The following is a 24,498-nucleotide window of genomic DNA, read 5'->3' as shown; positions in this document are numbered from 1 at the left end:
CTCAGTCCCGCGTCAGTCCGAGGAACGCAAGGTTGTCCTCTTCCTTGCTGCGCATCAGGCGGGTGTCCTCGTCATTGCGCTCGTGGTCGTAGCCGAGCAGGTGCAGCACGGAATGCGTGGTCAGGTAGCCGCACTCTCTTGCAGGCGAGTGCCCGAACTGCTCCGCCTGCTCGCAGGCGCGCGTGTAGCATAAAATCATATCACCGAGCATGACACAGCCGGAGTCCGGCTCGGCCTCCAACTCCTCCTGCGGCTCACCGTTGAGGAATTCGTACATCGGGAACGAGAGAACGTCTGTCACGGCATCCTTATTCCGGTATTCGGCGTTCATTTCGCGGATGGCGTCGGCATCGACAACGGTAACGTCGATTTCGGCGTCAAAGTCCACCTGCTCGCTCGTCAGCACACGCTCGGCGCAGGTGCGGATCAGCTCACGCACGCTGTTTTCGTCTGCTACCTCGGTCTCAAAGCCGATATTGATCTGATGATTCATCATTTTCCCTCCTTGCGGCGGGTCGGAAGGCGCTTTCCTGCCGGTTTTGCGGCAGGCTTGCCCTTGCCCTTTTTGTTTTCGTACTCTGCATATGCCTTGACGATGCGCTGCACCAGCTCATGGCGCACAACGTCCTTTTCGGTCAGGAAGCACTGGGCGATGCCCTCTACGCCGTCCAGCACACGCAGCGCTTCGCGCAGACCGGACTGCTTGCCGTCCGGCAGGTCGATCTGGGTAATATCGCCCGTAATGACTGCCTTGGAGCCGAAGCCCAGTCGGGTGAGAAACATTTTCATCTGCTCGGGCGTGGTGTTCTGCGCCTCATCGAGGATGATGAAGCTGTCGTCGAGCGTGCGTCCGCGCATGTACGCAAGCGGGGCAACCTCGATGGAGCCGCGCTCCTGATACTTGGTGAAATTGTCCGCGCCGAGCATGTCAAACAGACCGTCGTACAGCGGGCGCAGATACGGGTCTACCTTGCTCTGCAGGTCGCCGGGCAGAAAGCCGAGCTTCTCGCCCGCCTCGACCGCCGGACGGGTCAGGATGATGCGGGACACCTGCTTGTCCCGAAAGGCCGCAACAGCCGCCGCAACGGCGAGATAGGTCTTGCCGGTACCGGCAGGGCCAACACCCATAACGATAGTATTCTTGCGGATAGCCTCCATGTATTTTTTCTGGCCGAGCGTTTTCGCCTTGACCGGCTTGCCCTTGGCTGTGATGCACAGCACATCGCGGCTCATCGTGTGAACCTCGCTCTCGCGGCCGTCCTTTGCCAGACCGATGACGTACTGCACGGTCTGGGTGCCGATGGATTCTCCTCGGCCTGCCATCGCCAGCAGCGCCGTAATCGCGCGTGCCGCGATGGACACGCCTTCGTCCTCGCCGGTGATTTTCAGCTCGGTTCCGCGGCTGATGACCGAGACGTTCAGTTCGCGCTCGATCTGCTTGATGTTTTCGTCAAATGCACCGAATACTGCCATCAGCAGTTCGGTTTGTTCAATCTGCATTACCTGTTCTATGATTACACCCTCTTATGCTTAATTAGTAATTAGGAATTATTGTTTGATATAGCTCTGCTCTAAGTCGCAGCCCCGGCGGTCATCATATCCGCACTCCTTACAGAAGAAGTGTAGGTATGTGTGGGTAAGTGTGGGTGGTATGCTAAAATTATTTGTATATACCTACACTTCCCTACGCTTCCCCACACTTATTTAACCGGTATATCTTTACCGTAGGGTGCGGCAAGGTGAATTGCGGCAACGCCGCAAGAGAAGGTGCCCTGAGGTACGACTCGGCGCACCGTTGTAAACGATCTGCATATTGCCTAACCGTAGGGGCGAACATTGTTCGCCCACACAACGTAAAATCATACGTTTTTCCAATTGTGAATCCAGTTTCCAACCGCGACAATCAGCCACACCACCGAAACCGCCGTCGGCAGAAACATTGCGGCAGCTGTGGACGTCATAAAATTCGTCACGCCGAAAAACGGCACGAGGAACACGCTAAACGGCAGCAGCATCGAATTTGCCGGAAGGATATCCGTCGTCATAAGCAAACCGGATGCCGCACCAATCGCAATCAGCGCCGATACAATCGTCAGCAGACACATAGCGGTATTGCTTTTCCGCCATGCATACACCAGCAGCGATACCAGCACGATAAACACCGCGCTGACGCAGAATTTGCCTGCGCTCGCGGAACCGCCGTGAAGCCAGTCCGAGCCGTTAGCAGCAAACGCCGCTGCAGTGCTCAGTCCTGCGAGAATCGTCGTGAGTTTACGGTTCATAGGCGTCTCCTTTTCTGTCTCTACGGCACCTGTTCCATCTCCGCCGTTTCCTCCGGAATGGTACTGTCATCCACGGCCTCGGTGCCGATCTGCTCCTCGGCGTGGACGGTGAGGTACAGCACTGCCGCGCCGTTCTGCTCGGTGAGCGTTTCGCTGTGGCTCGTCACCATGCCGTCGATATCCGCGGCTGTCTCGCCCAGTGCGCGCGACAGCATAGCCACCCGCACGTCCTCGGCGGTGCGCGCCGTCGGCTCCCGCTCGTAGAATGTATACGTTTGTGTGACCAGCGCCACCGGCAGCACCACGCTGTCCGACAGCCAAAAATGTCTGGTCGTTACTATTTTATCACAAGTACCCCCTGCAATTCCACTGCCAATATAGAAATTTAACCGTTTATTTCCCATCACCAGTGCATATTGATGACGAATTTTACCCGTATACCGCTTGCTCTGCTCGGTGAGCGGCCGCGCCGCCTGAACCGTATGCGTGGTGTACGCCTGCACGGTGCCGTGCGCATGCGCTGTGCGGTACTTTCCGCCTTCGCGTGTCGGCTCCACCAGACCGCTGATGAGCGTATCGCCGGTCTGCACCGCGTCTCCTGCCCGCACCATTGGCTGTCCCTCGAGCGCACGCACCTGCGTGACCACGCCGTCCCGCGTGGCCACCACCTTGGTGACCGCGTGCTCGTCCAGCACCTCCGGTGGGTCGGTACTGCCGTAGGCGACCACGGTCAGGCTGTTGCCCCGCAGATTAAGCGAAAAGAACGTGATATTCGGCTGCAGCTGCATCATTTTCCACCGTATCTGACGGGTGTTCAGGTCCTTGATGGGCATGCCGATGCGCACCCCCATTTCGCTCAGCTGCTGCATGACAGCCGTTTCGTCTATCGCCGGTGCGATCTCGGTCTGTATCGCCCATACATGCGTGCCGAGCAGCCAGCACAGTGCCGCTGCCGCTATAGCTCCGCCCCAGAGCGCCGTACGCGGACACAGACGCGCCGCAAGGAACGGCAGACCGCGTTTCCGGAGAATATGCACGCGGCAGCCGGTGCGGCCCATGTGCCGCCTGAGCATCCGGAAATCCCGGATGGACAGGGTTGCGTGCAGCTCATTCCATGCCGTGCGGTCCATCTGCCGCAGCGTGATACCCTGCGCCGCGCACAGGTTGAGAAACCGCGTCAGGCTTGCGCCTGTCACGCGCACGCGCACCTGCCCGCAGGCCAGCAGCCACAGCCGCCCGATCATTCGCGCCCCTCCTTCCTCACTCGGTCGTAATGTATTCCACCGACGAGATCACGCCGATCACCGCCAGTTCGTCCATGGAAAGCGCCGTCAGCTCCAGGTCTGCACCCAGAATGCGTACCTCGCACCCGCGGCATCTGACGCGCAGGATGCTGTCGTCGTATTCCTGTATGCCGCAGTGGTTCTCCACGATCACCCGGCTGTCTCCGAGGATTTCCACGCGCGGGCGGTTTGGGTGGAGGTCCTCCATGAGTTCGACGTATAAGTTATCTTTCAGCATATCGCGCCACCTTCATATCGCATTTTACCTTCTCCGTAGGGCAGGTATAACGGTATATGTTATGTATCAGCGTACTGAAACTTTCCTGCTTCTCATACACTGTTCCGAGGTGACGCTATGAAGCTGTTCTTATCGCTGGCTCTTTTTGCCGCGTTTTTGCTTTGCCCGACCGCCTGCGCGGATGGTGTCCGCGAGGGACTTTCCCTTGCTGCCGCGCAGGCTTTACCGGCTTTATTTCCGTTTTTCGTTGTCAGCGGACTGCTTGTCCGCTGTGATACCGCGCGGCTGTCGCCGCTGCTGGCAAAGCCGCTTGCCCGCTTATACGGCCTGCCGCCCGAGGCTGCGCCTGCACTGGTGCTCGGACTCATCGGCGGGTATCCGGTCGGCGCCGCGACCGCATGTGCGCTGTTCTCCGAGAGTGTGCTATCCCGCGAAGCGGCAGAGCGCGTGAACCGCTTCTGCAACTGCGCCAGTCCGGGCTTCTGCATCGGACTGGTAGGGCTCGGCGTGTTCGGCTCCGCGCGGGCAGGCGCGATGCTGTACGGGATACATATCGTTTCGGCTTTGCTCGTCGGATTGTTTTTCGCGCGTACCCCGTTATCTGCCGTGTCGCAGCGTTTCCATAACCGGAACCGCACCTCATTCCCCTCGATTTTCTGCGCATCCGTACAGCAGGCAGCGTCCACGGCGCTGACGGTAACGGCATTTCTGACCATGTTTTCCATCCTGCTGCGGCTGCTTTCGCCGGTTTTTGCACTTTTGCCGTATGGAAACGTACTGGACGGCATGATCGAGCTGACCAACGGCTTAGACGAGCTAGCCGTGCTGCCGCTGCCGCGCAGAGCGCGGCTGACGCTTGCGTCCTTCCTGCTGGGATTTGGCGGACTGGCTGTGCAGTTTCAGGTGCGCGTTCTCGCGGAAGCACACGATTTGCCGGTTCGCGGCCTGTTTGCCGCAAAGCTGCTGCACGGTACGCTCGCAGCTGTGCTGACAGCTTTCCTTTTTTCCCTCTCACCTGCCGTGCTGACGGTTTCCTCACCGGAGCTGACACCGATATCGGTACGGTTCCGGTATACACTTGCTGTGCTGTTCGTTTCCGCTTTGTATCCAATTTGGGGGTGGAAAAAGCGCAGGAAATGATATATAATATTTTATATACGTCCTGTATTCACCGACACCACTCGACAGGACACTTTTACCACTGATTTTAACCGATTGGAGTGACCCTACGCATGAGGCTCAAAAAGCTGCTGCGAAAAAATATAGAACCGCGCTGCACCTACTGCGCGCACGGCTCTCCGCTGGCGGACGGCGAACGCATTGCCTGCCGCAAACGCGGTGTGGTAAACGGCACCGATCACTGCCGTTCTTTCCGCTACGATCCGCTGCGGCGCACACCGCCCAAGCCGGCGGTTCTGCGCGGGCACTTCACCGATGCCGATTTTTCTTTAGGAGATACCGATGAAGAGCAATAATTTCAAAAACCGTCTTACCGCACTGGCGCTGTGCTTTACGCTGCTGCTCGGTGCGGCGCCGATCACCCACGCCTATGCCGTGAATGACGAGAGCGATACCTCATCGAGCCAGTCGGATTCCGACAGCACGGACACCTCGTCCATCGATTCGGGCAGCAAGGATTCCAAGGACACCAAGGACATGACCGCTGACAATGACAAGGATGTTATCGCAGCGGCAAGCGAAGCGCCGGCCGTAACGGCTACCGCCGCCCTGCTCATCAGCCCGGATTCCGACATGGTGCTGTATGAGAAAAATGCGGACAAAAAGCGTTATCCGGCGTCCACGACCAAAATTATGACCGCGCTGCTGACGCTTGAGAATGTCAAGGATCTGAACGAGACCGTCACGGCCGAACAGGGCGACTTCACCAAGGTTACAGCAGACAGCTCGAACGCAGACATCAAGGTCGGCGAGACCGTGCGCGTCATCGACCTGCTGTATGCGCTCATGCTGCCCTCCGCAAACGAGGCAGCGTACATGCTCGCGCGCCATGTCGGCGGCACGAGCGAGCACTTTGTGGACATGATGAACACCCGCGCCGAGGAGCTCGGCTGCACCGGAACGCATTTCAGCAACCCGTGCGGCCTGCACGAGGAAGATCACTACACCACCGCCCGTGATCTGTACCTCATTGCCCGCGAGACCATGAAGAACGACACATTCACCAACATTATCGACACCGTGCAGTATCGCATGCCCAAGACCAACATGCACGAGGAACGCATCATCTTCACCACCAACCAGCTGATCTTCAGCTCGTTCAACCCGTGGTCATACCCGTACAACAAGGGCATCAAAACCGGACACACCTCGCAGGCGGGCAACTGCTTTGTCGGCTACGCGGAGTACGGCGATGCCAAGCTGTATTCGGTCGTGCTCGGCAGTGCCACCTCGTCCAAGGAGTACCCGACGGTAGCGGCCAGCTTCACGGATACCAAATCGCTGTATCAGTGGGGCTTCACCCATTTTAAGACCAAGACCGTTGCGAAAAAGGGCGACACGCTCGCCCATGTCAAGGTAGACCTGTCCACGCAGACCGATCAGCTGGTGTTGACCGCGAAAACCGATCTGATGGCGCTGCTCCCTGCCGATGTAGAGATCGATTCGCTGGAAGCGACCCCCAATCTGCCGGAAGCCGTTGACGCACCCATCAAGGCCGGCGATGTGATCGGCAGCATGACATACAGCTGCAACGGCACGTCCTACGGCACGGTCGAGCTGGTCGCGCTCAGCGATGTGGAAATGAGCCGCGTGCTCTATTACTCGGACAAGCTGAGCCATTTCTTTCAGAGCACCGTATTCAAGATCGTGCTGATTGCAGCCGCAATCTTCATCGTGCTGTACATTTTGTTCAACATCACATTCGGCGGAATCCGGCGCCGCCGTCGCCGCAAGGCGATGCGCAAGCGCTACGATAACGATGATTATCCTCGCAGACACCGCCGATAAACAATCGCATACCGGCGGTTCAGCGAACTGCAAATACAGAGGCGGACCCATGTGTCCGCCTTTCATCTTCCCCCCCAAAAAAATCATACGTTAAAAGGAGCCTTTTCCCATGCAAATCATCGCAGACCTGCATACCCACACCAATGTAACCGACCACGCGTTCAGCACGCTCACCGAAATGGTGCAGGCGGCCGAGGACCGCGGTCTTGCGGCTATCGCCATCACCAACCACGGCCCCACCAATCCGGACGGCCCGCACGAGTGGCATTTCTCCAACCTGGACCTTATCCCGCGCAAGATCGGCAAGGTAACGGTCATTCGCGGCATCGAATTCGACATCACCGCTCCGGCAGGCGGCATCAACGTCATTTCCAACAAGAGTCTCAAGCCCATTGAGTTTGCGCTTGCCTCCTTCCACGAGTGCATGTTCCCGCCGGTGGACAGCAGTGTGCACACGGCGGCGCTCGAGGCCATCCTGTACAACCCGTATGTCAACGCGTTCGGCCACCTCGGCAACTCCAACTTTCCGTTCGATCACGAGTACATCATCAGCCGCTGCAACGACCACGGCAAGATTGTCGAGATCAACAACGCATCTCTGTCCATCCGTAAGGGCAGCCATGACAACTGCATGGACATCGCCCGCCTGTGCATGAAGTATGAGGTGCCTATCTCGGTGGACAGCGACAGCCATATCTGCTACCGTGTCGGTCATGTGGAAGGCGCACTGGAGATGCTCGAGGAGATCGGTTTCCCGGAGGAGCTGATCATCAACAGCAGTGTGGAGCGACTGGATACCTATTTCAAGGGCCGCGGCCTGTATCTGTTCGACGAATAAGGAGGATTTGCGATGAGAATCGGTATTGATCTGGGCGGCACGACCGTTAAGGCGGCGCTCTGCGCCGAGGATGGCACGCTGCTGCTGAGGGACAGCCTTCCGACCCAGACCGGCAACGCAGCCGGCCTGAAAGCGGATATGAAAGCGCTGGCGCTCTCGCTGTGCAGGGCGCATGGCTGCGCGGTAGAGGACGTAACGACGATCGGCATCGGTGTGCCCGGCTCGTTTGACAAGGCGACTTGCACTCTGCGGTTCGGCACCAATCTGGGACTGAATAACGTCAGCTTTGCGGATGCGTTTTTGCCGGAGTTCGGCTGTTCGGTGCATCTGGATAACGACGCCAACTGCGCCGCGCTCGGCGAAGCGACTGCCGGTGCGGCCAAGGGCACGCGCAACATGCTGATGGTAACGCTCGGCACCGGCGTTGGCGGCGGCATCATCATTAACGGCCAGCTGTACACCGGCTGCAACGGCATTGCCGGTGAAATCGGGCACATGGTCATCAAGAAGGACGGCGAGCCGTGCAACTGCGGACGGCGCGGCTGTCTGGAGGCGTACTGCTCAGCGGCTTCGCTTGTGCGGTTTGCCGAGCGTGCGCTCGAGGACGGACGAAAGAGCGTGCTTGCCGTACACAAGGGGCAGCTGAACGCCAAGCAGATCTGCGATGCGGTAGACGCGGGTGACGCGCTCGCGCAGGAGCTGTTCGACGAATACTGCGGCAATCTGGCGAACGGTCTGGCGAGCTTTGTCAACCTGTTCCAGCCGGAGAGTATTGTGCTCGGCGGCGGACTGGCGGGCTACGGCGAAAAGCTGCTTGAGCCGCTGCGCATGCTCACTTTCCCGCAGACCTTCCGCGGCGAGGACCGAAATACCGAGATCGTCTGTGCGTCGCTCGGCAATGACGCAGGTCTGGTGGGCGCAGCGATGCTGGAGGAGTAAATAGCGGCACTCGCCGCAGAGAGCAAAGAGGAAGGGACACCAAGGTTTCCCTTCCTCTTTGAACTCCTACCTTTCCTTTGTAGAGGACTTGGGTGCAGATGGTAGACTGCGTAAGCACAAGGACGCGGCAGTCGGGTTACATTTCCGTAGGAGCGGACCTATGTGTCCGCCCATTTCTTTACCTATACGCAGCGTCGGATACCGTACTGCTACACAGACGGTTTGCTCTCCGCAGGCGCGGCATGACCGTGCCGCGCAACTCGTTTTCCAGTACGGCGCGTCATTCCCTCCCACTGCGCCAATTCCTAATTCTTAACCACTAATTATTCCCAAAATGTACCAACATAAAGGGCTGACCCGTCGGGTCAGCCCTTTTCTCTGTCCTGCTGTTTTGTCTGCCGTTACTTGATGATGTTTTCGCACCAGCGCTGCATGATTGCTGCGATCTCGGCACGGGTGGCGGTGCCGGCCGGTGCCAGACGGCCGCCATTCTTACCGTTCAGCACACCTGCGCCGACTGCCCACTGCAGAGCCGGAATCGCGTACTCACTGGCCTGCTGAACATCCACATAGCTGAGAATATTGGTATTCTCACCCACGCTTACGTCGATATCCTTGCTCTGGGCGTAGCGATACAGGATCGCTGCCGCCTGCTCGCGGGTGACGGCGGCATTCGGTCGGAAGGTACCGTCTGCATAGCCGGTTACGACCTTATTGGTCGCTGCCCAGCCGACTGCTTCGGCATACCATGCGTCAGCCTGCACATCCGAGAAGTTCGCCGCTGTGCCCTTCGGCTTGCCTTCCAGGTTATACAGGATCTGCACGAGCATACCGCGTGTCAGGTTGGCATTCGGTGCAAATGCACGGCTCGATACGCCGTTCATCATTTTGTGCGTGAGCACATAATCAACGGACAGATGATACCACTTTGCAGTATCTACATCCGTAAACGGTGCGGACGGACAATCCTTGCCGCCGTCGCACGGCTGATCTGCGGTGGTCTTGAAGCCCACGTTGACCTTAGCCGACGGCATCTTAAAGGTGTATTTGCCGCTGCCGAGGTCGGTCAGGGCAACCGCCTTGCCGTTTGCGTCCGTGACAGTCAGCGTACCTTCTCCGGCCGCAGTCAGCGTTACGGTGTCGCCTGCGGCCGCCTTGGTCTTATCCGCTTTAACGGTATTCGCCAGTGCGGACGGGATCACAACATCGTAGGTGGTCGGGGCAACGGCTCCGCCACCACCACCGCCACCGCCGGACGGTGCGGTGCTCTTGTACCAGCCGATGGCAAACGGAGACAGGCTGGAAACATGGAACGTAATTCCATCGTCGAGCTTGGTCGGCGTGAGCGTTTCCGTATCGCCAACCGTCTTGCCGCTCATATCAGTCGTAAACATATGAACGACCGAGAAGTTATAGCTGCTGTTCGGCGCATTGGTTGCCGAAAGCGTGCTGTACAGCACCTTGACGTCAATGCCGCCCTCCGGGAAGTCGGCAGGATTCGTAACCGTTACCCAACCCGTACTGCTCTTGTACTGCAGAACGATATCCAGATAAGCAGTGTTCGCTTCGGTGACTGCGCTGTTCACCTTGGAACGGAGTGCGGATTTCAGCTTGTCGAGCGAGTCGAACGTACCCTTCAGTGCAGTCGGAACATCGGAAAGCGTGCTGCTTGCTACCTGATACTCAACCGCTTCCGCGTCAACCGTGATATCACTCGTCACATCCTTGACCGTGATCGTGTACGCCGCGCCGTTCTTGACAGCGGTGACATTGCCGTCGATCGGCAGCTTCATGCAGTCCACGCCGCCGATTATCAGCTTACGGAACAGGCGCTTGCCAACCGGCGTCATCGTAAAGGTGACCGTGCCGTTCTTGCGGATTTCGGTTGCCGGCTTAGTGTCCTCCGGTGTGCGCTTGACGACGGAAACCGTCCAGTTCGTGTCACTTGCCGGAATCACAAAGCCTTCGTACGGTACAAACTCGACCTTGACATTGGTCTTGCCTGTCAGGCTCGGAATGGTCAGCACATTGGTGATGTTATCCTGAACATTGCCGTTGACCGTCCACTTTGCAACCATCTGCTTGTTTTTGTCCGCGCTTTCCATAGCAGGCGCTGCGGTAAATACCAGCTTGCTGCCCTGTACCACGCTTACCGGACTTGTTTTGCCCGGGTTGATGGATCTGCCGTTCGCCGCTGCAGCAACCGTTGTGCCGGTATCTGCACTCTGAACATCCAGGGTTACATCGTAGTTGATCGCGCCGTCAAATACGGCCTTGACTGTGGTATTTCTGCGAATTTCCGTCAGAGCCAGCGTATTGCCGGAGGCAGCCTGTGCAGCACCGCCGTTAACCGACCATTCCTTGAGATAGTAGCTATTGCTGCTCGGCACTGCCGTAACGGTCGTGCTGCCGCCGCGCTTGACGCTTGCCGGTTCTGCCGAAGCCGTGCCGCTGCCCTCACTTGTTACCGTAATAGTGTATGTCGGGCGCTCAATCAGCGTTGCGGAAACCTTGGTATCTGCGGTTACATTCTGCACGGTGTAACTGAGCGGTGCATCCGCCGTATCGGTCATCTCAGCGACTGTCGAGCCGTTCACCTGCCATGTCTGCACCATATCGTCCGTGTTCTCCGGCGTTATGGTGAAGGTTACGTCCGAACCGGAGGAAACATAGCCGTCCGTGATCGTCTTGCCGTTTGCGGTGATGGCGATACTGCCGTTTCGGCCGTTCGGCACGGCGCTGACCGGAACCATTGCCTTGAAGGTGACTGCAACCGTGCTGTTTTCGGTTACGTTCAGGGTGTAGGTGCTGCTGCTGTTCGCAACGGTCTGACCGTTTACCGTCCACTCGTCAATCTCGTAACCCTCATCGGGTTCTGCAGTGAAGGCAACCTTAGTGCCGCCGTTGACCTGTGTGCCGCTCTCAACGGAAGCCGTTAGTTTGCCGTTTGCCGGCTGGCTGTACGTTACTTCGTACTCGCCTGCGCTGAACTGTGCTTCAACATGATATGCCGTTACGTTCGGCTTCGTGAGACAGCCGTTCTCGACCGTCCAAGTCAGCGTATTGCCGCTGCCCTGTACAGCCTCGCCGTTTACCGCCCAGCCGGTCACATTCTGACCTGCCGGCGGTACTGCCGTAAAGGTGAGCGACTCGCCGCCGCGTGCGGTTGTGCGGTTCTGTCCGTTTACGGTGACGTTATCGCCTGTGGTGATGTCATACTCAACCTGCCGGAACTTCGGTGCAATGTAAATCGAGCTTGCACTGGTCGTATTCGGATAGCTATAGGTTTCCGAATTGCCTGCTTCCTCGTCACGCACATTGTTAACGTACCAGCCTTCGATTTCGTAACCCGGCTTTACTTCTGCCGTAAACTGGATCGGCACGCTTGCCGCAATATTCGCACCGGTAGCCGCATCCTTGAGGATAGACTCGCCGTTCGCAATGGCTTCACTCAAGTAGCCGCCTTCGCTGTTCTCGTTCGTCGGACCGAAGGTGATGCCGGTCACCAGCTTGACAAAGCGGACCTGAACCGTCGTTTCATCCTGCAGGTTGCCCAGTGTCTTGCGCGTTGCGGTATCCGCCGTGGTCTGGCCGTTGATGGTCCAGTCCTGTACGCGGTAGCCTGCGCTCGGCACCGCCGTGATCTTGATACCCGAGTCGCGGTAGAAGCGGTGCGTGCCTGCTTCGAGGTTCTCCTGTTCGTATGCGCTCATACCCTTGCGGGTGATTTTTGCGGAAACTGTACCGCCGTCACCCTCGTCACCGAGCGAATCAACGGACAGGATGAAGTTGTACTGTGGAATTTCGGTTGCGGTTACAACGATGGTCTGATCTGCAGTAATCGGACCGTTCAGCTTGTAAAGCTGCTTCTCCTCCGGCTTCTGCTCAATCCCGCTTGCGATTGCATTGCCGTTCACCGTCCATGCGGTCAGCTCGTAGCCGAAATCCGGCGTTGCCAGCAGCTTCAGCGGATTCAGATATTTTTCCACATAGCCGCCGCTTGTCAGCGAAATATCCTGCGCAGTAACATCGGCATACGTGCCGGAGAATACGATGATTGGCTTTTTGCCGAACGCTGCCGTTACCGTGGTGTCTGCCGTGATGTTCTCAATGGTTTCCTCACGTGCACCCGGCTTATAGCTGCTCTGCGCATCGTAGTCGAACTTCTGACCGCCAACCGTAATGCTCTTGACGTAGTAGCCGACTGCCGGCTCTGCCTTGACCGTGATCGTGCTGTCATGGTCAACATGCGTATCCAGACTATCCTTCGTGAGCGTTACTTCGTTCAGACGCGTGCCCTTAACGGTAATTGTGCCGTTTTCTGCCGCATTTACAGTGACAGTCGGCTTCTCCAGCACCGTTACTTCAACTGCCGTATCGGTGTTCCAGCCGGTCAGAACCGCCTTGTTGGCGTCCTGTGCGTCCTGCGCTGCGTTCTTCCAGCCGGAAACGTAGTAGTCCTCGCCTACCGCAGCTGTGAAGGTCACTTCGGTGTACGCCGGAACCGTATCGCCGCTGCTGATCGTCGTGCTGCCGATTTTCGCGGTGACAGACGCGATATTCGTGTCCGTGATATCCTCGCCGTCTGCGTCCACTGCCTTGAAGGTGATCTTTGCCGCCTGTGCTGCACTGATCACGATCTTGACCGTGTGATCCTGCGTGATATTGCGCAGCGTAAAGCTGGTTTTTGCACCCGAACCGACTGCCGCCTTGCCGTCTACCTGCCACTCCTTGACCGTGTAGTTATCGTTCAGATTTTCCAGCGCAAAGGTCACTGCCGCGCCGTCCGGAATGGCATTAAGGTCTGCCTCCGTTCCGTCCGCCAGCTTCGCAGAGGTCTGCTGCTCACCGATCGCCGTACCGGATTCGTTCACGTAGGTGAAGGTCACCTGATGGGTCTTGGCGTTGCTGAACGATACGCTGACCGTGTGATCCTTTTCGATGTTCTCCAGCGTCAGCGTTTTCTCACGGTACAAATCGGTCGTACCCGGCCAGCAATACAGCTTGTCGTCCACCATCCAGCGTGCTACCGACATACCGGTGTTCGGCGCAGCTGTGAACGTCACATTTGCGCCTTCCGCAATCTTCTGTCCGGTCGTGACTGCACCGCCGTCCTTCAGTGCTGCGGTCAGCTCACCGCCTTGGCCGCTGCTGAAGATAATCGTGTGCGAATCACTGCTGAAGGCTACTTCTACGTCCAGCTTTTCCGTCAGCGCCGCTACCGTCAGTCGTTCGCCGACCTTTTTGCCGTTCGACAGAATCTCCGTCACCTTGTACTTTGTATTACCGGTAATGGACTGACCGTTGACCTTCCATTCCTTTACAAGGAAACCGTCGTTGCTCTTGGCATCAAACATCAGCTTGGTGTTCTTAGCGATGTTCTTACCGCTTTCAAACTTCTGGTCGAGGTCACCGCTTTTGTAGCTTGCACTGAGTGAGCCGCCTTCACCGGCGTGATAGGTTACGCTCAGGGTGTCCTGCTGGACAACCAGCATGCGCTTGGTCAGATTCAGCTCGTACTTCTCGAGCAGCGACTTCACAACCTTGTCCTCACCGTTGACCGCAATCGTTACCTCAAAGCGGCCGCTGACGTTCTTTCGTTTGCCATCGTCATCATACAGCGCACATGCGGCTGTAATTGCCGACGGCAGAGCGTCACCCGACTCCAGAGCATCCGCCTTGACCACCAATGCGCTCTTGTTGTCCGGCGCTTCGGTCGAAGTGTGAGTGTCGTTATCCTTATCCCAGGTAACATACAGCTCCAGCGGCTTGCGCTTTACTGTAATGGTCGTGGACGCCAGCTTGGTGCGCTTGGAAGTATCACTGTAATCCTGATATGCCATAAGAATATAGGTTCCCGCCTTCGCCGGTCGGAAAGTGCTGCCGGTGATAGCCGTTTCCGGACTCTCACTCTGACCGGACTGACGCCAGGTGTAGGTGATTCCCGTAACCTCTGTTTTGCTGCCTGCGGTAACATTGTTTCCGTTTTTCATTACGGTCTGCTGCTGCACGGTCAGAGCAATCGGCGTACCGTATACGCTCGTAATCTTGTTTTCGTTGCCAACAGTGCTTTTAAGCGTGTAAACGGTCTCCGTTGTGCTGGTCTCGCCGTCCTTTACGCTCTGCACGCCTGCCAGATAATATACCGTATCACTTGTCAAGCCGCCGGTCGCGGTGGTCGTGATGGCATACAGACCGGCTGTCGGTGCGGTCCACGTTTTGCTGTCCGTGCCGCTGCTGTTTGTTCTGCCGACAATCGTGCTGACCGTGCCGTCCGACGTGTTCGTAATCGTCAGCGTGTACTCCACATTACCGAGTGCAGCGCCGTTCTGTTCCGCCGTTTTCGTCATCAGGGTCAGCGCCGTACCGGAACCCGGCGTAGAGGTAGTAACCTTATTTTCAACCGTAGTTTCCTTTGTTACCAGTGTGAACGAAGGATCCGTATAACTGCCCAAGGTCGTCTGCTGTGTGCAGGTCAGCTCGGTCAGTTCATAGCTGTTCTCTGCCTTCTTCAGCAGCTGATAATACTTGACGGTATAGGTATCCTCTGCGGTACTTTCTACACCACTGGTCGTCTTATCCATCTTGCTGAGGATATAGCGCGGAACTTCAACTCCGTTCTCCGTCATGGTATCCTCACCGTGAATCAGGTACTGCTCGCCGTTCCGGTACTTGCTTTCGTCGTATTCCGCGGCTGTCGGTACATACGTTGTACTATTCAGCGTGAACGCTTTTGCTTTTGCGTTTTCGTTTTCGTTTTTGTCTATCACCACGGTTTCCGGCGTAATTGTGCTCGGCACCGTTACTGCCGTCTCACCGTTTTTCCACTGATAGGTGGTATTCATGGTGAGTTTCTCACCTGCGGTATACGTCTCGCCATTCTTTGTTACGGCGTAGTATACGGTCGATATCGAATCATCCGACTTTTCACCGATGCCGACATATCCCAGTATCGTACCCGCTTGATCGTTTACCTTGTAAACATTCAGCGTCATGCCATCGACTTCTACGGTGCACGGAACGGTTGTCTGTACGGATTCTGTCGTGGTTTTAACCGTGTTGAAATTGCTCTGACCGATATACGGGGTATCCTGAGTGCCCTTGCCCTCCGAAGTACCGGATACCGTCAAACCGGCGGTTGCCTGCGGTGTACCAACCGTCAGCGTTGCCGCATCACTGTAGAACGAAATCGGCGTTCTTGCACCGTCATAACATGTTACCACGCAGCGGTACATTGCACCGTTCAGGTCACTCGTTACCGATTTTACAGTATAGCTGTCCTTAGCTGCCCCTGCAATATTGCCCCACTTTTTTCCCGGCAGACGCTGCTGCCACTGGTATCTCGTGCTGCTGTACTCAGCAGGTACAGAAGCCAGTACTTCGAAGGTCGCCGAGCCGTTCATCTGAACGGTTGCGTTATCCGGTCCGTTGATGTTCGGACGGCTCTTATCATTTGCCAGAGTTGTACCGGCAATAATCTCGCTTTCAACCGATTCTTCCTGACTGGTGTAATATCCCGAGGTAATCGCATACTGATACTTCGCATTAGGTGCAAGATCCTTCAGCGTGTACTCATACTGACCACTCGAAGATTCAGCCGCATCCACAGTATCAATCAATACGAACGGTTCTTCCTTATTATCTTTAAGATAGCGGTAAATCTTGTAATACTCTGCCGGACGGTCGCCGGATTCCCACGACAGCACCATGCTGTTGGTGGTCTGCTCGCTCAGCGACAGATCCTGCGCCGGAGACGGCGGTGCCGTCACATTGCTGACAACATAGCCCAATACCGGTACTTCATCGCCGTTGAACGGTACCGTCCATGTGCCGAAGCTCCAGTCAAAGTTATAGCGCGAATCGCCGCCGCCGGTAACAGCGCCCAGTTTGGTAATCGTATTTGTGTTTACCCTTTCGGTTCCGGCGCTTGCTCCCCAGTGATAGCCGCCGCCAGCCTTGAAGCCGCCAACTACACCATACATCTGCACCGAACCCTCATAGGTGTACTCAAAGTTTACGCCGCTGCTGGTTGCAGTCGTAAAACTCTGCAGCTGTGTACCCGAATCTTTGTAATGACCAACTTTACCGGATTGCTCCGAATGTGAACCGCTCGGCAGACTGGAACGATACGTATTCGGCTGACCGGACGTGCCCAGATGCAGGTTGCTGCCAATCTGCTGCATACCCTCGTACGCCGAAGCAGCCTTATTATAAGTATCTACCGAAACCATGTTCATCGAAGGATTACCCGGAACCGCCAGCGTCATAGAACTGGTCAGCTTCGGCGAATTGCCCTTCTTTGTGCCATCCGGATACTTCACCTGATACTCGTAATATGTCATCGGTGTTGCATACATGAGCACCATATTGTCGTTCGTATCATTACAATACTCGACCGTTATTTCCTTGCTTGTAGATTTTGTTGCACCAACAGTAAATGTATGACTGGTATTAAATTCAACACCGCCGCCGGTCTCAATCAGCGGTGCAACATATTCAAAGCCCGCCATGATATCAAAACCAAACGAACCGGATGCCGTTACTGTTTCACTATGATCCTTACTGTATCCGATTCCGGTCTGCGAGTTTCCGATATCGCCGTCATTCACCTCCGCAAAATGCGGCGACGCCTCCAGAATCGCCATTACCTTCGGGTCGGTGTAGCCGGTGCTGACGCTTTGGATCTTCGCGAGCATGGCATCGTTGTTCACATCTGCCGTTGTAAGCGCCAGATTGCAGTTGCTCTTGTCATAGTATGTCCAATCATCCTCCCAGCGCGTGAACGTGCTGCCAGTCGAGCCTTTGTAAAGCTGACCAATCTTCAAAAACTGCTTGTCGAAGGTCTCCTGCTTGCGGTACTCAACGTAGTATACCTGTTCCATGCCCTGCTTGTTGCCGTCAAAATTGCCGACGGCATAGTCCAGAATACCGCTGTTGTTGATGAGACGGCCGCCCAGCCAGCGGTCATGGCCCTTATCCGAGCCGTTCAGGATAGACAGCCGCTGATTGCCGTCCACCGTGCCAATCTGATACATACTGCCGGAAATGAACAGATATTCCTTGGTGTTCACGCCGTCCGCTGCAACAGCCGCTACCGCGATCGGATTCTGCACATCGTCACCCTTGGTGCCGGTATTGGTAAAGCCGTTGGTGACAACTTCTGTCGCCTTGCATTTCTCTGTCCACGAATTATCTTTCGTGCTGTACTGATAGCTGTATGCCAGCAGCTTGCTCTTGTTAAAGTCGCAGTCCTGATAATTATCCTTCTTATCGTAGTAGCCAACCGCAACGACTTCCGGCGGCATACTGCCGCTCGGCGCATTGCTGACATAACCGATGGTTACGCCTGCAAAACGGGCACGGCCGCTTGGACCGTCATTGCTGTTCAGCAGTTTCTTGTTCATCAGCTGCTTCCAGCTTTTATTGTTGTTGTAATCGTAAACCGTCAGATAGGATTTCTCGTAGTCGGTATGACCGTCATACGATTTCTCCTTCAGGTCGTTGACGTTGACCGTCATTGCCAGCTCGTCGATACCGTCCATATCCACGTCGCCGACTTCCATATCAACGCTCAGATGCGCGCGCAGCTCGTTATCGCCGTTGCCGTCGTGGTACAGCATTGCCTTCAGCGCGTTTCGGCCGCCGTCAATGACGTCACCGAGGTTGATTACTCGACCCTTGTCAGTCAGTGTGTCGCCGCTGAACGTATACTCCTTAATGCTGTCTACAGTAGCCGTATCCTCGTTGTTGCCCGGCGTGTAGACCATCAGGGTGTCCTTGCCGTCGCCGTCAAAGTCGCCCGCGGTCAGACACAGCATAGCGCGGGTCTGGTAGAATTTCAGTTTCTTGATGTATTCACTGTCGTTTCCATCACCAATCTGGACAACCTTCGATACTCTGCGATCCTTGTTCGTCACATACAGGTGAAGCCGTGCCGAACTTTTATCAAATACCAGATTCGCAATGTATTCATCCTTGCCGGTGCCGTTCGGATCAAACGCCACAGTCGCAATACGCTCGGCATTGCCGACATCGGTCGAGTTGCTCCACCGGAATGTGGACATCTGTCCACCCTTGCCGTTGACTGCACCCTCGTATGTCGTCTGGAACTCATCCGAGTCCACACCGGCTACAACCAGCTCGTGGTTCTGGAACAGCGGAACCCATCCCAGCGTGCCGTATGGGTTATTACGAAGTGTGGCTGTGTCTGTTATGCCCGTTTTTTCTTCCGTGGGCAGACCAAAGCCGTCTTTTGCTGCTGCAGTATCCGCTGCCGCCGCCTGCGGCAGCACGATCTGCGGCAGCAGACCTGCCAGCATACTGCATATCAGCAGCAAACTACAAATTCGTTTTTTCATTTTTCTTCCTCCTTGCCTTATGAAATAAACGGTTTCCACGGCTTTCCCCTTGCTTTACTGCGGAGCACCGTCCGAGGATACAGGTATTTCACCCTACTTTCAGTATAAGGGCAAAAAGACAGCGGACGGCGAAGGTATCAAATTTGTTACCTTCGCCGTCCGCTGTTCAATTATTGCTCCTCGAGCCGATAGCCGCTGCTGCGGTACGAATTGACCGTGACCCTCGCATCCTCTCCGCCGAGCTTCTGCTTAAGCCGTGAGATCGTCATGCGCACGGCATGCGGGTCGGCTCCCATCGGCTGCTGCCAGACCGCCTCGTACAGCTCCTGCGCGCTGACGCTGCGGTTCGGGTGCCGCGCCAGATACAGCAGCGCCGCAAACTCCTTCTGCGTCAGATTCAGGTCGGTCTCTCCGATGTACGCGCGTCCGCTCAGCAGATTCATCCGCAGCGGGCCAAGCCGTACTGCGCGTTCCTTCGGGTGCGCCGCACGCAGACGCGCTTCCACGCGGGCCATGAACACCTCCAGATCATACGGCTTTGTCAGATAATCGTCTCCGCCTGCGGTCAGTCCCTTGACAATATCCTCGTTTTCGCCCATAGCGGTCAGGAACAGGATCGGCACGTCATATTCCTGCTTGATCTCGCGGCACAGCGCCACACCGTCGCCGTCCGGCAGAAGAATATCCAGCACGATCAAGTCCACCGCGTGAAAGCACAGCAGCTCCCGGCACTTGTGTGCAGTTTCCGCCTGCAGGGTGCGGTAACCGCGCATGTGCAGTGCCGCGTCGTTGATCGCCATGATGTGCGGGTTGTCCTCCACCAGCAAAATCAGTTTATCTTCCACACTCGTTCTCTCCTTGTGTTTTGAGCGGCTTTTTCGGCAGTTCGAGCCGGAACACCGTGCCGTCTGCATCGGTGTGCTCCACCTCGAGCAAGCCGTGGTGAATCTTCATCGCGTCCGCGCAGATCGTCAGGCCGATACCGCTGCCTCCATCGCCGCTGCAGCCCTTCTCAAAGATATGCGGCAGCAGGTCGGGTGCAATGCCGCTGCCGGTGTCGCTCACGCGCAGGCACACCCGCTCGCCCTCGTCCGTAATGCGGTAGGCAATCACGCCGTTCTCCGTGTGACGGTTGGCATTGACCGTCAGGTTGATGAGCACCTGCAGCAGCATTTCCGGATTGCCCCAGAGCACAATGCCGTCTCCGCTGTCGCTTTCCAGCCGGTTGTGCTTTTTTTCCAGCATGGGACGGCATACATCCGCCGCACCGGACAGCAGCTGCGCCGCGTCAATGACGCCCATCTCAATATCGGGTGAACCGCCGTTGGCGAGATCGATCAGCCGCGATACGAGCGCAGAAAGCCGCTGCGCCTCGGACGAAATGGTCTGCATGTGTTCATGCGCGTCCGCGCTGACCGCTCCGGTGCCAAGCTGCCAGTCGGTCAGCTGCGCGTATCCGCTCATGACCGTGAGCGGCGTTTTCAGTTCATGCGCCATCTGGTGCAGAAATTCGCTTTTCAGCCGGTTGAGCTGGGTCAGCACTTCGCGCTGATGGCGGCTCTCGGACAGCTCCTGTTCCCGGCGGTTGATCTTCAGGCTGATGGCTCCCGCAATCAGGAACACGAACACCAGCAGATACGGCGGCGCTGCTCCGTGGCGCGTGATGGTCGTCACGATGCGGCCAAATACCGCCTCGTACACGTTCGAGCCGAACAGCAGCAGATAGCCGAGCAGAACAAGCACATCGTCCCATTCAAACCGCCGGATACGCCAGAACCGCCGAATCAGCTGTACAACCAGATACAGGAAAAACGGCATCGAGAGATAGTACCCGATTTTACTCAGCGGTGCGATATCCTGCGTCGGCAGGATAAAATGCGCCGCCGCCAGCACGGCATACAGCGCCGCATAGCACCGCACAACGATTGGCTTCGCCAGTTTTTCGTACAGGCTTTGCAGCAAAAGCAGCAGAAAACACGGCTGCAGCGTAATCATCAGCACCAGAAACCGATATGCGACTGCCCAGTTGTAGTTTGCAGGCAGCAGATGCAGCACATAGAAATTCTGGTCGCGCAGACCGAGCAGCGCGCAGATGACCGCGAGGAAAACATACTTGCTCTCGCCCTGAAAGACCGCAAACAGCAGAAAATACATGCCGAACAGGCACAGCGAACCGCCAAGCACCAGTGAATACAGATTCCGGCTTCGGCGCATGCGGTCGATGTTCTCCGCGGTGGACAGATGCATCTGCGTCAGACCGCCGCCTTCGCGGTGCACGAAATTCGCGTACTGGCAGACCACCTCGACCGTGCCATCCTCGCCGGTGTAAATCGGTATGAGCATATAGTCGATGCGCGGCTCAGACTCCACCGCAGACGCCCCCACCTTGCCGATTTCGAGCACTTCACTGCCGTTTACCAGCACGCGCGTGCTGTAATCGAATGAGTAGCCGCCGAGTGTCAGGTATTGTTTCGGCTGCGCGTGTATTTTCAGCCGGTATGAGCCGTATGGAATGGATTCATTGCGTTCTCCCGGTTGGGCAGCGTCCAGCTCTGCGCCGCTGCCGAGCACCTCAGGATAGAACGTCCATTCACCGTCTATCTCATATACCGCCGACGAAAAGTCCGCTGATGTTGCATCCAGTACGCCGTTCTGCGCTTCCATTGCGCTGAAATCGCCCGATCGGTTGGAAAACAGCAGCATCAGCAGCACAAAAACCAGCAGGATAGCCGCCGTTATCGAGATATAGCGCATTCGTTCGTTCTTCATGGGCAGCTCCCCCCTTCAAATCTCATTATAGGAGAAATCTTCAGTTTCTGCAAGATAGGAGTTATGAGTGAGGAAGCAGGCGTTTTTCAGAGAGTAGCGAGTGGAGAGAATATCAGATAAAGCGTATTCATACAGATATATTCGCAGATGCCATCCATAACAACACGCAATCGAGTTGCGCAACACTGTTATCCCCTGGGAACCTTCTCTTGCCCTTCGGGCATTCACTTTGTGCCGCGCCTGCGGAGATGAAGCCGCCTGTGTAACAGCAAAGTATCTGGCACTGCGTAGAGGTAAAGAAATGGGAGCACACTGTGCTCCCCTACGATAGAAAAAATCCTCTGACGTTCCCCCTATTTCGAAGCGGTTGCCGCTCTCTGATTTTCGCTATGCCCTCTAAGGGAAAGGGGTGAAAATCAGAGGGTGGAAAACGCAGGTGTCTACCCTCTTGTGCCCCTGCCGGGTAGGCAAGTTTCGTTCGCTTCGCAAGCGTCAAACACCCATTCCTAACCGGTTAAGCAAAGAAAAACCGGCCGCTCACGCAGCCGGTTTCAATTTCACAAAATGCAGGGAATGTTATTCCTTGTTCAGTGCCTCCAGACGAGCCTTATTCGCTGCGATAACCTTTTCCTGTACCGGAACCGGTGCCTCATCGTAACGCTCGAACTGGGAAACAAACGAGCCTCTGCCCTGCGTCATGGAGCGCAGCTTGATCGCGTAATCGCCAAGCTCTGCCATCGGGCACTCGGCTACGATCTCCTGCTTGCCGCCGTCGAGCGGATTCATGCCCATGATGCGGCCGCGGCGCTTGTTCAGATCGCCGATAACATCGCCCATGTAGGAATCCGGGATAACGACCTTGAGCGAGCATATCGGCTCAAGCAGTACCGGATTTGCCTGCGGGATACCAGCCTTGTATGCCAGACGTGCTGCCATCTTGAAGGACAGCTCGTTGGAGTCTACATCGTGGTAGGAGCCGTCGAGCAGGGTTGCACGCAGGCCAACCATCGGGTAGCCGGCCAGAACGCCGTGCTCCATCGCCTCGCGGATGCCCTTATCGACTGCCGGATGGAAGTTCTTCGGCACGGAACCGCCGAAAATCTTCTCCTGGAACAGGTAATCGCCCTCGGCATACGGTGCAAATTCCATCTTAACGTGGCCGTACTGACCATGGCCGCCGGACTGCTTCTTATGCTTGCCTTCTACCGTAACAGCCTTGCGGATCTTCTCGCGGTACGGAACGATCGGGTCGGTCAGCGTAACCTCTACGCCAAACTTATCCTTCAGCTTGGAGCACAGCACATCCAGATGGATGTCGCCCGCGCCGGAGATAAGGTGCTGCTTGGTTTCCGCGTTGAACTCGGTATCGAAGGACGGATCCTCATCATGCAGACGAGCAAGACCGGTGGAGATCTTCTCCTCAACGCCCTTTACCTTAGGCGCGATGGCCTGCGTGTAGCACGGCGGCGCAATCTCGATCGGCTCAAGCTCAACCTTGCGAACGCTCATCGAAAGCGTATCGCCGGTCTTGGTGGTAACCAGCTTGGAAACCGCGCCGATGTCGCCGCAGCCGATAACCGGAACCTCGGTCGTCTTTTTGCCGCATACGTTGAAGATGTGGCCCATCTTCTCGTTTGCATCGGCACGCTTGTTGACCAGCGTCATATCCTGCTTGACCTCGCCGGACATAACCTTAAAGTAGGAGAAGCGGCCGTACTGGTCAGCGACCGTCTTAAATACAAATGCGCAGGTAGAGCCGTTCGGGGTGCAGTTGATCTCAATCAGCTCGCCCTTTTCGTCCTCGCAGATCTCGACCGGCTTTTCATCGGGAGACGGCATGTAGTCCGCAATGCCCTTGAGCAGTGCGTAGGAGCCGATACCGGTTGCAGCAGTGCCGCAGAATACCGGCGCGAGAACCAGATCCTTCACACCCTGACGGATACCGGCGATCAGCTCTTCATCCGAGAACTCCTCGCCTGCGAAGTAACGCTCCATCAGGTCCTCAGACAGCTCGGCGATGTTCTCGCACAGTGCTGCACGGTGCTGGTCGATACGGTCCTTCATGTTGTCCGGGATCGGGATCTCGACACGCTTGTTGCCTTCCATGCGGTACGCCTTGCGGATAACGCAGTCCACAATGCCGACGGTATCGCGGTTGCCCTCAAAAATCGGGACAACGATCGGCGCTACCGATACGCCGAACTGCTTCTGCAGCTTGTGCAGAGAGTTATAGTAATCCGAGTTTTCCTCGTCGATCTTGGAGATGTAGAACATACGCGGCATTGCGTGCTCCTCACAGTGAGCCCATGCCTTTTCGGTGCCGACGCCCGGACCGGACTTGCCGGTTGCGACGATCAGCGCGGACTCCGCAACGCGCAGTGCGCACTGCACTTCACTTTCAAAATCAAAGAAACCCGGGGTATCGAGCAGATTGATCTTGCAGCCGTTCCACTCTACCGGCGCTACAGCCGTGGAAATGGAAAACTTGCGCTTGATCTCTTCGGGATCAAAGTCACAAACCGTGTTGCCGTCCACGATCTTGCCAACGCGGTCGGTTACACCGGCGATATTGAGCAGGCTCTCGACCAGCGAGGTCTTGCCGTCGCCGCCGTGACCCATCAGACATACATTACGGATCTTGTTAACCGGATAATTCGCCATAGTTTATATTACACTCCCCTGCCCTAACCTGTCATCGTGCCCTGCCGGCACGTTATACTCCTGGGCGCTTTGTTTCGCGGGAGCAATCCTCTCTTTGCTGGATCGTTCCCCTTCTTCGTTATTATACACCATACAAACCAGGTATGCAAGCAGTTTTTTGTGC

The 24,498-nt window shown here is 56.5% G+C and carries 14 protein-coding genes; 5 read left to right on the top strand and 9 right to left on the bottom strand.

Features of this window, described 5'->3' with window-relative positions:
- Position 1 precedes the first annotated feature (1 nt).
- The 5 genes from ybeY to DW088_RS07875 form a co-directional block, all read right to left on the bottom strand.
- Complete coding sequence (gene ybeY / locus DW088_RS07895) at positions 2 to 493, bottom strand: rRNA maturation RNase YbeY (RefSeq protein WP_116705409.1); 492 nt, start codon at positions 491 to 493, stop codon at positions 2 to 4.
- Positions 493 to 1,500, bottom strand: a complete 1,008-nt coding sequence (locus tag DW088_RS07890) for a PhoH family protein (RefSeq protein ID WP_118285624.1) — start codon at positions 1,498 to 1,500, stop codon at positions 493 to 495. Before DW088_RS07890 ends, ybeY begins: the two co-directional genes overlap by 1 nt.
- A gap of 359 nt (positions 1,501 to 1,859) precedes the next feature.
- Positions 1,860 to 2,282 carry a hypothetical protein gene (locus tag DW088_RS07885; RefSeq protein ID WP_118360317.1) on the bottom strand — a complete coding sequence of 141 codons (423 nt, stop codon included), beginning with the start codon at positions 2,280 to 2,282 and terminating at the stop codon, positions 1,860 to 1,862.
- A gap of 20 nt (positions 2,283 to 2,302) precedes the next feature.
- Positions 2,303 to 3,526, bottom strand: coding sequence for a sporulation protein YqfD (locus tag DW088_RS07880; protein WP_118360316.1), 1,224 nt, complete (start codon positions 3,524 to 3,526; stop codon positions 2,303 to 2,305).
- Positions 3,527 to 3,542: 16 nt separating this feature from the next.
- The gene (locus DW088_RS07875; protein ID WP_118360315.1) at positions 3,543 to 3,803 is read right to left on the bottom strand and encodes a YabP/YqfC family sporulation protein; all 261 of its coding nucleotides are present in this window, start codon (positions 3,801 to 3,803) and stop codon (positions 3,543 to 3,545) included.
- A gap of 117 nt (positions 3,804 to 3,920) precedes the next feature.
- Here DW088_RS07875 and DW088_RS07870 point away from each other — a divergent pair, with 117 nt between their 5' ends.
- From DW088_RS07870 to DW088_RS07850, 5 genes are all read left to right on the top strand, one after another.
- Positions 3,921 to 4,943 carry a sporulation protein gene (locus DW088_RS07870; protein ID WP_118360314.1) on the top strand — a complete coding sequence of 341 codons (1,023 nt, stop codon included), beginning with the start codon at positions 3,921 to 3,923 and terminating at the stop codon, positions 4,941 to 4,943.
- A gap of 92 nt (positions 4,944 to 5,035) precedes the next feature.
- A complete protein-coding gene (locus DW088_RS07865) occupies positions 5,036 to 5,278 on the top strand; it encodes a hypothetical protein (protein ID WP_110436314.1) in 243 nt (80 codons plus the stop codon).
- Positions 5,265 to 6,770, top strand: a complete 1,506-nt coding sequence (locus tag DW088_RS07860) for a D-alanyl-D-alanine carboxypeptidase family protein (protein ID WP_118360313.1) — start codon at positions 5,265 to 5,267, stop codon at positions 6,768 to 6,770. Before DW088_RS07865 ends, DW088_RS07860 begins: the two co-directional genes overlap by 14 nt.
- A 109-nt stretch (positions 6,771 to 6,879) precedes the next feature.
- Positions 6,880 to 7,608: a phosphatase gene (locus DW088_RS07855; RefSeq protein ID WP_118360312.1), complete on the top strand. Its 729-nt coding sequence runs from the start codon at positions 6,880 to 6,882 to the stop codon at positions 7,606 to 7,608.
- Positions 7,609 to 7,620: 12 nt separating this feature from the next.
- Complete coding sequence (locus DW088_RS07850) at positions 7,621 to 8,547, top strand: ROK family protein (RefSeq protein ID WP_118360311.1); 927 nt, start codon at positions 7,621 to 7,623, stop codon at positions 8,545 to 8,547.
- Between the two features lie 401 nt (positions 8,548 to 8,948).
- Here the strand turns inward: DW088_RS07850 and DW088_RS07845 are convergent, their stop codons facing one another.
- The 4 genes from DW088_RS07845 to DW088_RS07830 all read right to left on the bottom strand — a co-directional run bounded on the left by DW088_RS07845 (position 8,949) and on the right by DW088_RS07830 (position 24,335).
- Entirely contained in the window at positions 8,949 to 18,905 is a 9,957-nt protein-coding gene (locus DW088_RS07845) for an InlB B-repeat-containing protein (RefSeq protein WP_118360310.1), read from the bottom strand.
- Between the two features lie 170 nt (positions 18,906 to 19,075).
- Positions 19,076 to 19,750 carry a response regulator transcription factor gene (locus DW088_RS07840; RefSeq protein ID WP_158574639.1) on the bottom strand — a complete coding sequence of 225 codons (675 nt, stop codon included), beginning with the start codon at positions 19,748 to 19,750 and terminating at the stop codon, positions 19,076 to 19,078.
- Positions 19,740 to 21,674, bottom strand: coding sequence for a sensor histidine kinase (locus DW088_RS07835; RefSeq protein WP_118360308.1), 1,935 nt, complete (start codon positions 21,672 to 21,674; stop codon positions 19,740 to 19,742). Before DW088_RS07835 ends, DW088_RS07840 begins: the two co-directional genes overlap by 11 nt.
- A gap of 576 nt (positions 21,675 to 22,250) precedes the next feature.
- Positions 22,251 to 24,335, bottom strand: a complete 2,085-nt coding sequence (locus tag DW088_RS07830; protein WP_118360307.1) for an elongation factor G — start codon at positions 24,333 to 24,335, stop codon at positions 22,251 to 22,253.
- Positions 24,336 to 24,498 lie beyond the last annotated feature (163 nt).

The sequence above is a fragment of the Butyricicoccus sp. AM05-1 genome, assembly GCF_003474415.1.
Taxonomy (GTDB): domain Bacteria; phylum Bacillota; class Clostridia; order Oscillospirales; family Butyricicoccaceae; genus Agathobaculum; species Agathobaculum butyriciproducens.
Note: the sequence above shows the minus strand (reverse complement) of the source record. Positions and strands in the feature narration are given on the sequence as shown.

What these genes read in the sequence shown, in the direction of transcription:
- ybeY (WP_116705409.1), bottom strand. Translation starts at nt 493, where the DNA reads ATGAATCATCAGATCAATATCGGCTTTGAGACCGAGGTAGCAGACGAA.
- DW088_RS07890 (WP_118285624.1), bottom strand. Translation starts at nt 1,500, where the DNA reads ATGCAGATTGAACAAACCGAACTGCTGATGGCAGTATTCGGTGCATTT.
- DW088_RS07885 (WP_118360317.1), bottom strand. Translation starts at nt 2,282, where the DNA reads ATGAACCGTAAACTCACGACGATTCTCGCAGGACTGAGCACTGCAGCG.
- DW088_RS07880 (WP_118360316.1), bottom strand. Translation starts at nt 3,526, where the DNA reads ATGATCGGGCGGCTGTGGCTGCTGGCCTGCGGGCAGGTGCGCGTGCGC.
- DW088_RS07875 (WP_118360315.1), bottom strand. Translation starts at nt 3,803, where the DNA reads ATGCTGAAAGATAACTTATACGTCGAACTCATGGAGGACCTCCACCCA.
- DW088_RS07870 (WP_118360314.1), top strand. Translation starts at nt 3,921, where the DNA reads ATGAAGCTGTTCTTATCGCTGGCTCTTTTTGCCGCGTTTTTGCTTTGC.
- DW088_RS07865 (WP_110436314.1), top strand. Translation starts at nt 5,036, where the DNA reads ATGAGGCTCAAAAAGCTGCTGCGAAAAAATATAGAACCGCGCTGCACC.
- DW088_RS07860 (WP_118360313.1), top strand. Translation starts at nt 5,265, where the DNA reads ATGAAGAGCAATAATTTCAAAAACCGTCTTACCGCACTGGCGCTGTGC.
- DW088_RS07855 (WP_118360312.1), top strand. Translation starts at nt 6,880, where the DNA reads ATGCAAATCATCGCAGACCTGCATACCCACACCAATGTAACCGACCAC.
- DW088_RS07850 (WP_118360311.1), top strand. Translation starts at nt 7,621, where the DNA reads ATGAGAATCGGTATTGATCTGGGCGGCACGACCGTTAAGGCGGCGCTC.
- DW088_RS07845 (WP_118360310.1), bottom strand. Translation starts at nt 18,905, where the DNA reads ATGAAAAAACGAATTTGTAGTTTGCTGCTGATATGCAGTATGCTGGCA.
- DW088_RS07835 (WP_118360308.1), bottom strand. Translation starts at nt 21,674, where the DNA reads ATGAAGAACGAACGAATGCGCTATATCTCGATAACGGCGGCTATCCTG.
- DW088_RS07830 (WP_118360307.1), bottom strand. Translation starts at nt 24,335, where the DNA reads ATGGCGAATTATCCGGTTAACAAGATCCGTAATGTATGTCTGATGGGT.